At 62.1% G+C, this 13680-nt stretch carries 12 protein-coding genes; 5 read left to right on the top strand and 7 right to left on the bottom strand.

Going from position 1 to position 13680, the window contains the following annotated elements; translation table 11 throughout:
• Positions 1-2: 2 nt before the first annotated feature.
• The 3 genes from A7P95_RS06000 to A7P95_RS05990 all read right to left on the bottom strand — a co-directional run bounded on the left by A7P95_RS06000 (position 3) and on the right by A7P95_RS05990 (position 2354).
• Positions 3-800: a J domain-containing protein gene (locus tag A7P95_RS06000; protein ID WP_067592626.1), complete on the bottom strand. Its 798-nt coding sequence runs from the start codon at positions 798-800 to the stop codon at positions 3-5.
• Between the two features lie 182 nt (positions 801-982).
• Entirely contained in the window at positions 983-1414 is a 432-nt protein-coding gene (locus A7P95_RS05995) for a DUF4124 domain-containing protein (protein WP_067592623.1), read from the bottom strand.
• A 130-nt stretch (positions 1415-1544) separates the two neighbouring features.
• Complete coding sequence (locus tag A7P95_RS05990; protein ID WP_067592620.1) at positions 1545-2354, bottom strand: outer membrane protein assembly factor BamD; 810 nt, start codon at positions 2352-2354, stop codon at positions 1545-1547.
• On the opposite strand from A7P95_RS05990, the gene rluD reads away from it, so the two are divergent.
• The 5 genes from rluD (at position 2353) to menA (ending at position 6770) form a co-directional block, all read left to right on the top strand.
• Complete coding sequence (gene rluD, locus A7P95_RS05985; protein WP_067592736.1) at positions 2353-3471, top strand: 23S rRNA pseudouridine(1911/1915/1917) synthase RluD; 1119 nt, start codon at positions 2353-2355, stop codon at positions 3469-3471. The genes A7P95_RS05990 and rluD overlap by 2 nt on opposite strands.
• Positions 3472-3578: 107 nt before the next feature.
• Positions 3579-4130 (top strand): hypothetical protein, encoded by a 552-nt coding sequence (locus tag A7P95_RS05980; protein ID WP_067592618.1) that lies wholly within the window; start codon positions 3579-3581, stop codon positions 4128-4130.
• 198 nt (positions 4131-4328) lie between these two features.
• A complete protein-coding gene (thiL, locus tag A7P95_RS05975) occupies positions 4329-5315 on the top strand; it encodes a thiamine-phosphate kinase (RefSeq protein ID WP_067592615.1) in 987 nt (328 codons plus the stop codon).
• Positions 5308-5811, top strand: coding sequence for a phosphatidylglycerophosphatase A family protein (locus A7P95_RS05970; RefSeq protein WP_067592612.1), 504 nt, complete (start codon positions 5308-5310; stop codon positions 5809-5811). Before thiL ends, A7P95_RS05970 begins: the two co-directional genes overlap by 8 nt.
• Positions 5796-6770: a 1,4-dihydroxy-2-naphthoate octaprenyltransferase gene (gene menA, locus A7P95_RS05965; RefSeq protein WP_245636582.1), complete on the top strand. Its 975-nt coding sequence runs from the start codon at positions 5796-5798 to the stop codon at positions 6768-6770. Before A7P95_RS05970 ends, menA begins: the two co-directional genes overlap by 16 nt.
• 95 nt (positions 6771-6865) lie before the next feature.
• Here menA and A7P95_RS05960 read toward each other — a convergent pair whose 3' ends face one another.
• The 4 genes from A7P95_RS05960 to purL all read right to left on the bottom strand — a co-directional run bounded on the left by A7P95_RS05960 (position 6866) and on the right by purL (position 13609).
• Positions 6866-7495, bottom strand: coding sequence for a YfgM family protein (locus A7P95_RS05960; RefSeq protein WP_067592605.1), 630 nt, complete (start codon positions 7493-7495; stop codon positions 6866-6868).
• A complete protein-coding gene (gene hisS, locus A7P95_RS05955; RefSeq protein ID WP_067592602.1) occupies positions 7496-8788 on the bottom strand; it encodes a histidine--tRNA ligase in 1293 nt (430 codons plus the stop codon).
• A gap of 208 nt (positions 8789-8996) precedes the next feature.
• Positions 8997-9572: a hypothetical protein gene (locus A7P95_RS05950; protein ID WP_156503522.1), complete on the bottom strand. Its 576-nt coding sequence runs from the start codon at positions 9570-9572 to the stop codon at positions 8997-8999.
• A 32-nt stretch (positions 9573-9604) separates the two neighbouring features.
• Positions 9605-13609, bottom strand: coding sequence for a phosphoribosylformylglycinamidine synthase (purL, locus tag A7P95_RS05945; protein WP_067592596.1), 4005 nt, complete (start codon positions 13607-13609; stop codon positions 9605-9607).
• Between the last annotated feature and the right edge of the window lie 71 nt (positions 13610-13680).

The raw sequence follows: 13680 nt of genomic DNA, 5'->3' as shown, positions 1-13680 counted from the left end.
CCTCAGGGTGTGGGCGGGAGCACGATGCCGGCATCGGGGTACACGGGCGAATCGCCTTGTTTTTCAATCGGCCAAACTGCGGTTTGGGTGTTTTTGCCGCTGTCTAAGTCGATGTAAAACAGGCGGTATTGGCCGGCGCCGAGCTCGTATAGCGTGAAGAAGCCCTGTGTGGGCATATAGAAGGTGCGGATATTTTGCCAGGTGCCGTCTTGCTGCATTTGCAGCTCCACCATGCGGTCGGCGCCGTGGTTGGCGATGCTGGCGATGGATTGCCCGTTTTGCGCGGCCACGGGATAGCCGGCGATGTAATCGGAAAAATACGGCCAGGCGCTGCCATTGGGGGCTTGGGCGGGGCGTTGGTAGGCTTGGCCCTTGCCGCTCTCGGCCAGCTGCGCCACGGCCGAGGGCGGGCTTTTCTGCGCGTTGCCGCCCGCTCCGGCGAGCCACCGCCATGCCTGCAACACCAGCAAGCCCAGCAGCAGGCCGATGCCGAGCACCAGCCAGAATTGCTTGTTGCTTTGCCGTTTGCGCCAGGCGATGGCGCGTTGCAGCAGCGGGCTGGCGGCTTTGGCCTGGCGTTGGGCGGCAATCCAGGCGTCGTGCCGTTTGCGCTGCTCGGGGTCGGAGAGCACGGCGTAGGCCTTGTTGACCAGCTGCATGATGCGCAGGGCTTCGGCGTTGTCGGGGTTGAAATCGGGGTGGTAGCGTTTCGACAGGCGGCGGTAGGCCTCGCGTATCTCCTGATCCGTGGCGGTTTCGGGCACGCGCAGGTTGCGGTAGTGCGTGGGGATGGCGGGCATGAGGCTACCTGAAAGTGTCAGCTTCAGCGAAGCTAAATCGATGTCTTGGCATAGCCAAGGCTGAATTTCTGCAAAACTAAAATAGGGCGGGATTCCGGCCGGAAACCGGCTTCGCTGGTTTTTCAGGTAGCCTTCAAACGCTTCAGGCTACCTGAAAACCAAACCGGCGAAGCGGCAGGCGCTTATTTGTTCAGGCTGTTCACTTCCTGCTGGGCGCGGTTCACTTCTTCTTCCAGCTTACCCACGCGCTCGAGATAGCGGGCGTAGTTGCGCTCGTTGCCGTAGCGCACTTTGCGGCCCTCTTCCAGGTTTTGCTGGGCTTGGCGCAGGCGTTCGGCTGCGGCGGCGCGCTGGCTCTCGTTGGCGGCAGATTCGACCAGGGCGGGCGCGGCGGCGGCAGGGCTACTGTAATCGGTGGCGGCGGGCGCGCTGTGGGCGGGTGCCGGATAGGTGGTGACGCGGCCGAGGTTGGCGGCGCGGCAGTTGGCGCCGGGCACGGGGCTGGAGGTGTAGCTGCGGCGGCCTTGGCGGTCGGTGCATTCGTAGGTGGCGGCACTGGCTGCGGCGCAGAGGCCGAGCAGGCAGGCGGCAAACAGGGGGGAGAGTTTGTTCATGGCATATCCTTTTTGAGGCAAAGCGTTTCTGTTGAAAAGGCTACCTGAAAACATTTGCTTCGGCGCAACCAAAACGGGCAATGCGGTTTCGGCGGCACAAACTTTTTCAGGTAGCCTCAAAAGGGGCAGACTATTTCCAGTAGCGCCACCACGGGATGTCGTCGGGCTGCCAGTCTTTCTGCAAATAGGGGCTTTGCGGGAAGTTTTGCGCCAGCACGCGGCGGGTGTCGTCGCTGAGCTGCTGCTGGCCGAGGCGTTTGTAGGCGGTCATCATGATGGCGAGCGATTCTTCCACGTAGCGCGTGTTTTGATAGCGGCTGATGATGCCTTGGGCACGGTTGGCAGCGGCCAGATAGGCACCGCGCTGCATATAGTAGCGGGCGATGGCGATTTCGTTGCCGCCCAGCGCGTCCACCAGGCGTTCCATTTTCTCGCGGGCGTCGGCGGCATATTTGCTTTCGGGGAAGCGGGTAACCAGCTCGTTGAAGATTTGGTAGGCTTCGCGGTTGGCTTTCGGGTCGCGATCGGACCAATCCTGCGAGGCCAGCTTGTTGAAGATGGACTTATCTTGGTTCAGCACAATCAAGCCCTTCAGATACAGCGCGTAATCCGTGTTCGGGTGATTGGGGTAGAGCTTGAGGAACTGCTCGATGTGCGCCCGCGCCTGGGGCTGCTGCTCGTCTTTGTAATACACATAGGCGGTATCCAAATGCGACTGCACCGCCTGGCGCGTGTTGGGGAAGCGCGCCCGCAGAATTTCATATAAGCGCACCGAGCGGCTATAATTGCGGCTCTCCATTTCGTCGTGCGCCTCGGCATACAGCTTTTCCACCGACCAATCCTGCGTAACCTGCGCATCTTTGCTCACAGCGGTGGTGGAAGTGCTGGAGCAGGCCGACAGCATCAGCGCCAACCCGGTAACCAAAAGAATCTTTTTCATGCAGAACATTTCTTCCTATAGCAATAACGACGCCGATTATAACGATGATTTCGACTTTTCGGCAGAGGCAGAAGCGGAAAATTGTATAAATTTAACCGTGCCCACCGATTTGGCCGGCCAGCGGCTCGATGCCGCCCTGGCCAAACTGCTGCCCGACTATTCCCGCAGCCGCCTCAGCGCCTGGATTAAAGACGGCGCCGTATTGCTGGGCGGCGAGCGCGCCCTGCCCAAAGAGCGGCTCATCGGCGGCGAAAAGCTCGAAGTGCACATACAGCCCAGCTACGAAACCCAAGCCTTCCAGCCCGAGCCCATGCCGCTGGACATCGTGTTTGAAGACGACAGCGTGATCGTATTAAACAAACCCGCCGGCCTCGTGGTCCACCCCGCCGCCGGCAACTGGAGCGGCACCCTGCTCAACGGCCTGCTCGCCCACTGCCCCGCGCTCTCCGCCCTGCCCCGCGCCGGCATCGTGCACCGCCTCGACAAAGACACCAGCGGCCTGATGGTGGTGGCCAAAACCCCCGCCGCGCAAAACAGCCTCGTGCAGCAGCTGCAAGCGCGCAGCGTGAAACGCATCTACCGCGCCGTGGCCGACGGCATCGTGCCCTTCGACGGCAAAATCGACACCCTCATCGGCCGCGACCCGCACAACCGCCTCAAAATGGCCGTAGTCGAATTCGGCGGCAAAAGAGCCGTCACCCACGTGAAAGTGCTCGAACGCTACCAAAGCCACAGCTACATCGAATGCGCCCTCGAAACCGGCCGCACCCACCAAATCCGCGTGCACCTGCGCGAAGCCAACCACCCCCTCGCCGCCGACCCCGTATACGGCAACCCGCGCCACCCCGCCTCCGAAGCCGTGAAAGAAGCCGTGCGCCAGCTTGCCCGCCAAGCCCTGCACGCCTACCGCCTCAGCTTCACCCACCCCGAAAGCGGCCAAATCGTGCAGTTTGAAGCCCCCCTGCCCGAAGACATCCACCACCTGCTCTCCGTATTGCGCTGGGAATGCGGCATGGATTCCCCCCTCAGCCACAACCAGCCCCCCGCCGAGCCGGAAGACGAAGACGATTGGAACGACGACGATTACGACGTGGAAACCATCTACGTGCGCGATTAGAGGCTACCTGAAAAATAAACTTCAACGAAGTGAGCCGACGTCTTAGCGCAACCCAAACCGAATTTCTGCGAAGCTAACAACCCCACGAAACCAAAAGGAACGCCGCCATGCCCGCCAAACTCCTCCGCCTGTTCTGCCTGCTGGCTCTGCTCACTGCCTGCGGCGAAGGCAAACTCGGCGCCAGCTGGGAAGAAGAAGTGCAGCTGGGCGACGGCACGGTAGTGCTGGTGCGGCGCACCTTGGAAGGCGACATCAACCACAACCCCGAAGGCGCCGACTTCAAACCGAGCAAAGACGAAGTGGTTGTGCTCGATGCCAAAGGGCTGGATAAGCCGCCCGTGTGGAACAGCAGATGGCGCCCCGTGCTGCTGGACAGGGATGCGCAAGGCGTATGGTATGTGGTGGTCACATCCGTATACTGCTTCGATTGGCCGAGCCCCGGCTTCCCCTACACCCAATACAAAGCCATCAACGGCCAATGGCAGATGGTGCCGTTCGACCTCAGCCTCGACAGACGCCCCGCCAATTTGGAATGGCATATCAAACGGCAGATGCCGGAACGCTTGTATTTAAGGGATAAACCGTTTGAGCCGAAAGGAACTGGATTGATGCCTTACAGATACCAAGGAATATGGGTGGATGATAGATCACCATGTTAAATAATCTGAAAACACTTCCCCACCCAGCAAACAGGCTACCTGAAAGCGTGAGCTTCAACGAAGTTAAAACAACGTCTTGGCGCAGCCCAAGCCGAGCTCCCGCACAGCAAAACACCGGATTCCGCCAAGCAAAAACGTAACCCAAAGGCTACCTGAAATTTTCAGGTAGCCTCCCGCCCACCCCCAAACCACCCCGCCATGCCCCAATCCACCGCAAAACCCCTCGGCGAATTCGACTTCATCCGCCGCTACCTCGCCGCCAAGCAGCCCGCCGACCCCGATCTCCTGCTCGGCATCGGCGACGACGCCGCCATCGTCCGCCCCCGCCCCGGCTATGATTTATGCTTCAGCAGCGACATGCTGCTCGCCGGCCGCCACTTCTTCCCCGAAGTTCCCCCCGCCGACCTCGCGCATAAAATCCTCGCCGTAAACATTTCCGACATGGCCGCCATGGGCGCCCGCCCGCGCTGGGTGATGCTCAGCGCCGCCCTGCCCGCGCTCGATCCCGCCTGGCTGCAAGCATTTTCAGGTAGCCTTTTCGCCATGCTGCGCCAATACGGCATCACCCTCATCGGCGGCGACACCACCAAAGGCGATCTTGCCTTCAACGTGGCCATCACCGGCGAGCTGCCCGCCGGCCAAGCCCTGCGCCGCAGCGGCGCACAAAACGGCGACGACATCTGGGTGTCCGGCCAAATCGGCCTTGCCGCCGCCGCCCTGCACCACATCTGGCAAAAAATCAGGCTACCTGAAAACCTGTTTGCCGAATGCGAAGCCGCCCGCCTGCGCCCCACCCCGCGCGTCGCCCTCGGCCAAGCCCTGCTGCCCCTCGCCACCGCCGCACAAGACATTTCCGACGGCCTCGCCCAAGACCTCGGCCACATCCTGCGCGCCTCCGGCACGGGCGCCGAGCTCTTTGCCGACCACGTGCCCACCGCCCCCGGCCTGCGCCAATGCCTGCCCGATCAAAGCCTACACGAGCTCACCCTCGCCGGCGGCGACGACTACGAGCTCGTGTTCACCACCCCGCCGCAAGAGCGCCCCGCCGTGCTCGCCGCCGCCGCAAGCAGCCGCACCCCCATAGCCCGCATCGGCCGCATCAACGGTTCGGGCTACCTGAAAATCCTGCGCGCCAACGGCAGCGAGCTGCACCTTTCCCATTTAGGATTCGACCACTTTGGCTAAACAACAACCCGCCTTCCGCCCCACCCTGCGCTGGCTGCTGCGCCGCCCCGCCTGCTTCCTCGGCTTCGGCTTCGGCAGCGGCCTCGCCCCCTTTGCCCCTGGCACCTTCGGCACCCTGCCCGCCCTGCCCATTGCCGCCCTGCTCATCGCGCTGGGCATCGAAGGCTGGCTGCTCGCCCTCCTCTGCCTGCCCCTGTTTGCCGCCGGCATCTGGATTTGCAACCAAACCGAAGCCGCCCTCGGCGTGCACGACTACGGCGGCATCGTGTGGGACGAAATCGTGGCCATGCTGCTGGTGCTCGCCTTCACGCCGCAAAGCTGGCCCTGGTGGCTCGCCGCCTTCGCCGCCTTCCGCTTCTTCGACGCGGTAAAACCGCCGCCCATCCGCTGGTTCGACCAACGAGTGAGCGGCGGCTTCGGCGTGATGCTCGACGACATCATCGCCGCGCTGATGAGCCTGCTTGTAATCCGCGCCGCCGTGTGGCTGCTGCATTAACGCCGCCGCATTTTTCAGGTAGCCTCTCCCTATTCCCACCCGCCATGCCCCTGCTCCCCACCCTGCTCTCGCTCGCCCGCCCGCGCACCCTGCCGCTGGCTGCCGCCGCCATATTTTGCGGCAACGCCCTGGCCTGGCATGCCAACCCCGCCGCCTGGCGTTTCGGCGTGTTTGCCCTCTCCCTGCTCACCGCACTCGCCCTGCAAATCGTTTCCAACATCGCCAACGACTACGGCGACGGCCTGCGCGGCACCGACCGATACCGCGCCGCCGAAGCCCCCGCCCGCCTCACCGCCGCGCGGCAGGTGGCCCCCACGCAAGTGCGCCGCATCCTCGCCGCCGCCATCCTCTCCGCCCTGCTGCTCGGTGGCACGTTGCTTGCCGTGAGCCTGCGCAGCCCGCGTGAATGGCTCACCTTCCTGCTACTCGGCGCGCTCGCCACCGCCGCCGCCCTCGGCTACACCCTCGGCCGCTATGCCTACGGCTACCGCGGGCTGGGCGAAATCAGCGTATTCCTGTTTTTCGGCCTGCTCGGCGTGCAGGGCAGCGCCTACCTGCAACAGGGCGCCTGCCCGGGCGCAGGCTGGCTGCCCGCCGCCGGCTGCGGCCTACTCGCCGCCGCCGTGCTGCACATCAACAACATCCGCGACATCGAAAGCGACCGCCGCTCCGGCAAACACACCCCCGCCGCCCGCCTGGGCTTTGCCCGCAGCCAAACCCTGCACAGCCTGCTCCTTGCCGCCGCCTTCGCCTGCTATGCCGCCTATCCCGTTTCCTCCCCCGCCGGCCTCATTTGGCTCGCCGCCCTGCCCCTGGCCGCCGCCCACCTGCGCCGCCTCTATGCCGCCGCCACACCTGCTGCCGCCGGGCGCGAACTGCCGGCCATCGTGCGGCTGGCGTTTGCCGTTAATTTCCTATTTGGCGCGGGTTTGCTGCTTGATTCCCTCATTCCCGCCTAATTCGCATATCCCCAAAAGGCTACCTGAAAACCAAAAGCGGCTGTTGCCACGGGATTTCCCGCCGGCAACAGCCGCCTTCATTTTGGGCGCTGCGTTTAGCTCATCTGATCGATTTTCAGCTGCAAAAACTGGCGGCCTTCGTCTTCCTGCGGCAGTTTGTCGAGCGCCTGCTTATAGGCGGCGGCGGCTTCGCTGCGTTTGCCTTGCGCGGCATACACATCGCCCTTGGTTTCGAGCAGGATGCCGGCATAGGCTTCATCGGCAGGCATAGCCAGGGTGGCGAGCGCGTCATCGTATTTCTGCTGCTCCAGCTGCACCACGGCCAGGCGCTGGATGGCCAGGGCGCGGATGAGCGGGTCTTCCTGGTATTTGAGCACCCAGTTCAGGTGGCCGGCGGCTTCGTCGTATTTGCCCTGCTCAAAGGCGGTGCCGGCCTGCATCAGCGTGGCCTGCGCGGCAGATACGCTGCCGGAATAGTCGCTTTGCAGCCGGGCGAGCAGCTTGGCGGCTTCGGCGGGCTTGCCGGCCTGACTGTCTTCCGCCCACTGGTCGAACACGGCCACGGCTTCGCTGCCCACGCCGCGCTGGTGGCTGCGGTACACCACCCAGCCGAAATAGCCGATGGCGGCCACCACGAGCAAGGCAAACAGCCAGCGCCCCCAGCTGCGCCAGAAATATTTGAAATTCTCAATTTCTTCTTGGTCTTTTAAATCGTAAACAGCCATTTAACCTATCCATTCGTTCAGTTGTTTAAGCAAATCGGCAGCGGGCACGCTCGCTTGGCCGCGCCCCTGCTGCATGTCTTTCAGGCTCACTTTGCCTTCGGCCAGCTCGCCCTCGCCCACAATCAGCGCCACTTTGGCGCCGGAGGCATCGGCCTTTTTCATTTGCACCACCAGCTTTTGGCTGCCGGAATGCTGCAATACGTTGAAACCGGCAGCGCGGGCGGCGGCGGCATACTGCATGCTGGCCAGCAGGGTATCGCCGCCTTGGTGTATCACATAAATATCGGGCGCGGCATCGGCTTGCAGGCTGCCGTATTCGTACACCAAGAGCAGCAGGCGCTCCACGCCCATGGCAAAACCGATGGAGGGGGCGGGTTTGCCGCCGAGCTCTTCAATCAGGCCGTCGTAGCGGCCGCCGCCGCACACGGTGGCTTGCGCGCCGAGTTTGTCGGTGGTCCATTCGAACACGGTTTGGTTATAGTAGTCCAGCCCGCGCACCAGGCGGTGGTTTTCCACATAGGCGATGCCGAGGCCATCGAGCAGGGCTTTGAAGCCGGCGTAGTGGGCGCGGGAGGCTTCGCCGAGGTAGTCGGCCAGGCGCGGGGCGGCGTTGCAGATTTCCTGCAAATCGGGGTTTTTGCTGTCCAGCACGCGCAGGGGGTTGGTGTGCATGCGGCGGCGGCTGTCTTCGTCTAGCGCCGCTTTGTGCTGTTTCAGGTAGCCTACCAGGGCGGCGCGGTGGGCGGCACGCTCTTCGCGGTTGCCCAAGCTGTTGATTTCCAGGGTGAGATATTGGCTGATGCCGAGCTCGCGCCACAAATCGGCGCACATGGCGATGATTTCGGCATCGATATCGGGGCCTTCGTAGCCCAGGGCTTCCACGCCCACTTGGTGAAACTGGCGGTAGCGCCCTTTCTGCGGGCGTTCGCGGCGGAACATGGGGCCCATATACCAGAGTTTCTGCGGGCCGTTGTAGAGCAGGTTGTGCTCGACCACGGCGCGCAGGCAGGAGGCGGTGCCTTCGGGGCGCAGGCTGAGGCTGAGGGTGTCGTTGGAATCGGCAAAGGTATACATTTCTTTGCCCACCACGTCGGTGTCTTCGCCGATGGAGCGCACGAACAGGCCGGTCTGCTCCACGATGGGGGTGCGGATTTGGCGGTAGCCGAAGCGGCGCGTCCAGGCGCCCACGGTGTTTTCAAAGGCCTGCCAGAAGGCGGCGGTGAGCTTGAAATCTTTCTGCTCCACCGGCAGGAGGTCGTTCATGCCTTTTACGGCTTGGATTTTTTGTCCCATGATTCGCTTTGGGGATTGCTTAAAGATAAACGGAAGTGCGGATTATAGCGGATATGCGCCGGTTCGGGCTAAGGCTGTGTGGAAGGCTACCTGAAAATCTTAGTTTGGCAGATGCTCGCGGCACTCGTTTTCACTGCGTTGGCGCTGCGCTTTAGCTTCGCAGAAACTCGCCCTTGGCTGCGCCAAGACATCGTTTTCAGGTAGCCTGCTATCCGATTGAATCGAATCCTTCAAAAACAGCCTGGCGCGGTGCGGCGCGCAGGGCGGCGGTGGCATCGGATTCGCGGGTGAGCTTAAACCAAACTTCATCCAGCGAGCAGCCGATGAAGAAGGGCTCTTCCCTGAAGTCGAAAGCGTAAATATCGAATTCGTTTTGGCTCGGCCTGCTTTCAATATCCCAAAACAGATACGTGCCGGATTCGCTTTTGGCAAAACATTCCATCCTGGCCATCAGGCGGAGGTGTTGCTTGGAGAAAAAGCCTTCATATTCTTCTAAATCATAAAGATAGGTGGCTTTCACCGCTTCCCTTGCCTGCTGCCAGGAGTCGCAATATTGCGGGTTTGCCGGAATGTGGACGAGGTAGTTCCCCAGCGCCCTGCCCCAGCCGTAGTGCCTGGCAAAGCGTTGATAGGAGGCGGGAAAGCCCTTGCCGTTAGCAAAACGGAAGTTTGCCAGTTCGTTTGGATCGCCGAATATTTTGGAGGGTTTTAACACCAGCAGATTGATTTCCATGCCTTGCTCCGTTCTGCGCATAATGGAGGCTACCTGAAAAATGGTTTTCACGTTTTCAGGTAGCCTTTGCCCTGCCTTGCACTTTAGCCGAACACTTTGCGCGCGGTGGCAAACATGCGGTACCAGCCGGCCAATTCGCTATCGCGCCATGCTTCGGGCAGCCAGCTCATCTGCGCGCTGCGGTACACGCGCTCGGGGTGCGGCATCATGATGGTGGCGCGGCCGTCGGCGGTGGTAACGGCGGCGATGGCTTGCGGCGAGCCGTTGGGGTTGAGCGGGTAGGTTTGCGTGAGATTGCCCTGCCCGTCGATGTATTGCATGGCGGTGTGCAGGCCGGCGGATACTTGGTTGGCAGGCTGCCCCAGGTGGCTGAAATCGGCGCGGCCTTCGCCGTGGCTCACCACCACGGGCAGGCTGCTGCCGGCCATGTCGGCCAGAATCAGCGAGGGCGATTTCGGCACGCGCACCATGCTCAGGCGGGCTTCAAACTGCTCGCTCTCGTTGCGGCGGAACTTGGGCCAGGCTGCCGCGCCGGGGATGATTTCGGCGAGGTTGGCCATCATCTGGCAGCCGTTGCACACGCCCAAGCTCAGCGTGTCGCCCCGGGCGAAGAAGGCGGCGAATTGGTCGCGCAGTTTGCTGTGGAACAGGATGGATTTGGCCCAGCCTTCGCCTGCGCCGAGCACGTCGCCGTAGCTGAAGCCGCCGCAGGCAACGAGCATTTGGAAGTCTTCCAGCCGGGTGCGGCCGGCCATCAGGTCGCTCATGTGCACGTCGTAGGCGTCGAAGCCGGCGCGGGTGAAGGCGGCGGCCATTTCCACGTGGCCGTTTACGCCCTGTTCGCGCAGCACGGCGATTTTGGGCTTGAGGCTACCTGAAATATAGGGCGCGGCGATGTCTTGCTTCACATCGAAGCTGAGCTCGGCGAAGAGCTTGCCGCGCTCTTTGTCGGCCAAGAGGGCGAATTCGCTATCGGCGCAGGCGGGGTTGTCGCGTAGGCGCTGGATTTGGTGGGAGGTGGACTGCCAGGCGCGTTGCAGGTCTAAGCTGTTTTCACGGAAGAGCTCATCATTTTGGCAAGTAATGATGATATTTTGATGCTGGGTGCTAAAACCGATTTCTGCAATCATGTGTTGCACCAAAGCAATACCACATTCAGGGCTGTATCGGGTTACCTTTCCTAAACCTTGCTCTTCAAACAATTCATACAAATAAGCTTTATCTTGTGTACGCACTTGCAGCACTGCACCCAACTCTTCATTGAACAACAATTTGTTTACCAAGCAAGCAAACTCGTCGTCAGGCATAGTATCCTGCTGTTTATCCAACCAATTCAGCATTTGTTCAGACTGGTAAGCAAGCTCGCCTATATCAATATCCAATCCGCACCGCCCCGCAAATGCCATTTCCGCCAGCGTGGCAAACAGGCCGCCGTCGCTGCGGTCGTGGTAGGCGAGCAGTTTGTCTTCCTGCACCAGCTGCTGAACCACGTCGTAAAACTTTTTCAGGTAGCCTGCTTCGATGTCGGGCGCTTCGCCGCCCAATTCGCCGTACACCTGCGTGAGCGCCGAGCCGCCCATGCGGGCTTTGCCGAAGCCCAAGTCCACTAGCAGCAGCACGCTGTCGGCCACCGGCTTGATGTCGGGGGTAACGGTTTTGCGCACGTCCCGCACGGGGGCGAAGGCGGTGGCCACCAGGCTCAAAGGCGACACCACGGCTTTCTTCTCCGCGCCCTCCTGCCACACGGTTTTCATGGAAAGGCTGTCTTTGCCCACCGGGATGCTCACGCCGATTTCCCGGCACATCTGCGACACGGCCTGCACGGTGCGGTAGAGCTTTTCGTCTTCGCCCGCATTGCCGCAGGCGGCCATCCAGTTGGCGGAGAATTTGATGTGGCCGATTTCGCCGATGTTGGCGGCGGCGATGTTGGTAACGGCTTCGCCGATACACATCCGGCCCGAAGCGGGCGCGTCAAACAGCGCCACGGCGGGCTTTTCGCCCATGGCCATGGCTTCGCCGCGGTGGGTGTCGAAGCCCATGATGGTTACGGCGCAGTCGGCCACGGGGGTTTGCCAGCGGCCGACCATCTGGTCGCGGTGGGTGAGGCCGCCCACGCTGCGGTCGCCGATGTTGATGAGGAAGTTTTTGGCAGCCACGGCGGGCAGCTGCAACACGCGGTAGGCGGCTTCATTCAGCCCGATGCGGCTACCTGAAAACGGTTTTTCAGGTAGCCCTACCGTGTGGTCGGTGCGGGTGGTTTTGGGTGGTTTGCCGAGCAATACGTTGAGCGGCAAATCCACGGGCTTGTTGGCAAACAAATCGTCGCGCACCTGCAAGTGGCCGTCGTTGGTGGCCGTGCCGACCACGGCGAAGGGGCAGCGTTCGCGTTCGCAGATTTGGCGGAAAGTATCCAAATCTTTTTCCAGAATCGACAGCACATAGCGCTCCTGCGCTTCGTTGCACCAGATTTGCAGCGGGGTGAGACCGTGTTCTTCCAGCGGCACGTCGCGCAGCTTAAACACCGCGCCGCGCCCGGCATCGTTCACCAGCTCGGGGAAGGCGTTGGAAAGCCCGCCCGCGCCCACGTCGTGGATGGCGATAATCGGGTTGGCCGCGCCGAGCTGCCAGCAGCGGTCGATCACTTCCTGCGCGCGCCGTTCGATTTCGGGGTTGCCGCGCTGCACGGAGTTGAAGTCGAGCGCGGCATCGTTGGCGCCGGTGTCCATTGATGAGGCCGCGCCGCCGCCCAGGCCGATGAGCATGCCGGGGCCGCCGAGCTGAATCAGCAGCGCGCCTTCGGGGATTTCGTGCTTATGCGTTTGCTCGGCCTGGATGTTGCCCAAGCCGCCGGCAATCATAATCGGCTTGTGGTAGCCGCGCATTTGGCCGTCGAACTCGGCTTCGAAGGTGCGGAAATAGCCCAGCAGGTTCGGGCGGCCGAATTCGTTGTTGAAGGCGGCGCCGCCGATGGGGGCTTCAATCATGATGTCGAGCGGGGAGGCGATGTGGGCGGGCTTGCCGTAGCCGTGTTCCCAAGGCTGCTTGAGCTCGGGGATATTGAGGTTGGAAACGGTGTAGCCGGTGAGGCCGGCTTTGGGGCGCGCGCCTCGGCCGGTGGCGCCTTCGTCGCGGATTTCGCCGCCGGCGCCGGTGGCCGCGCCGGCAAAGGGGGCGATGGCGGTGGGGTGGTTGTGCGTTTCCACCTTCATCAGGATGTGCGTGTCTTCTTCGCGGAAACGGTAGCCCTGCGCGGCGTCGGCGTGCGGATAAAAGCGTTTGATTTTGGCGCCTTCGATTACGGAGGCGTTGTCTTTATAGGCCACCACCGTGCCGGCGGGTGCGGCTTCGTGGGTGTCGCGAATCATGCGGAACAGGGATTTGGGCTGCTTTTCGCCGTTTAAGATAAAGTCGGCGTTGAAGATTTTGTGGCGGCAGTGTTCGCTGTTGGCTTGGGCGAACATCATCAGCTCCACGTCGGAGGGGTTGCGCTGCAAGGCGCGGTAGTTTTCCAGCAGGTAGTCGATTTCGTCGGGCGAAAGTGCCAAGCCCAAGTCGGTATTGGCTTTTCCCAACGCGGCGCGGCCGCCGGAAAGCACGTCTACCGTGGCGAAGGTTTGCGCTTCGGGGTGGGCAAACAATTTGGCGGCTACCTGAAAATCGGGCAGCACGGATTCGGTCATGCGGTCGTGCAGCAAAGCCGCCCATTGGCGTTTCTGCTCTTCGGAAAGGCTACCTGAAAGCCACACCGCCATGCCGCGCTCGATGCGGCCGATGCCGGCAAAGCCGCAGTTTTTGGCGATTTCGGTGGCTTTGGAAGCCCAGGGGGAAATTGTGCCCAGGCGGGGGGTGATGAGGAAGAGGTGCAGACTGCCGGAAGACTGCGGCAGCTCCCGCGCCATCTGCCCGGCCAGCAGGGCTTCGAGCTTGCCCGTTTCTTCTGCGTTCGGCTGGGCGGCGCAATCGGCGAAATACCAGTATTCGCTGCGGATTTCGGTTTCAGGTAGCCTCAGGGCGGCGGCTTTTTGCCGCAGTTTTTCAACACGGAAATCAGACAGGGCGCGCTCGCCGCGCAGGAAGAGGATAGGCATGGTGCAGACTCGCAGGAAAGGAATGGACAAGAGTGCGCGATTATACGCCAAATCCGCCCCGCCCTGTCGGC

The organism is Eikenella longinqua (assembly GCF_001648355.1).
GTDB classification, from domain to species: domain Bacteria; phylum Pseudomonadota; class Gammaproteobacteria; order Burkholderiales; family Neisseriaceae; genus Eikenella; species Eikenella longinqua.
The sequence above is the reverse complement of the archived record's forward strand: the minus strand, read 5'-3'. Positions and strand labels throughout refer to the sequence as shown.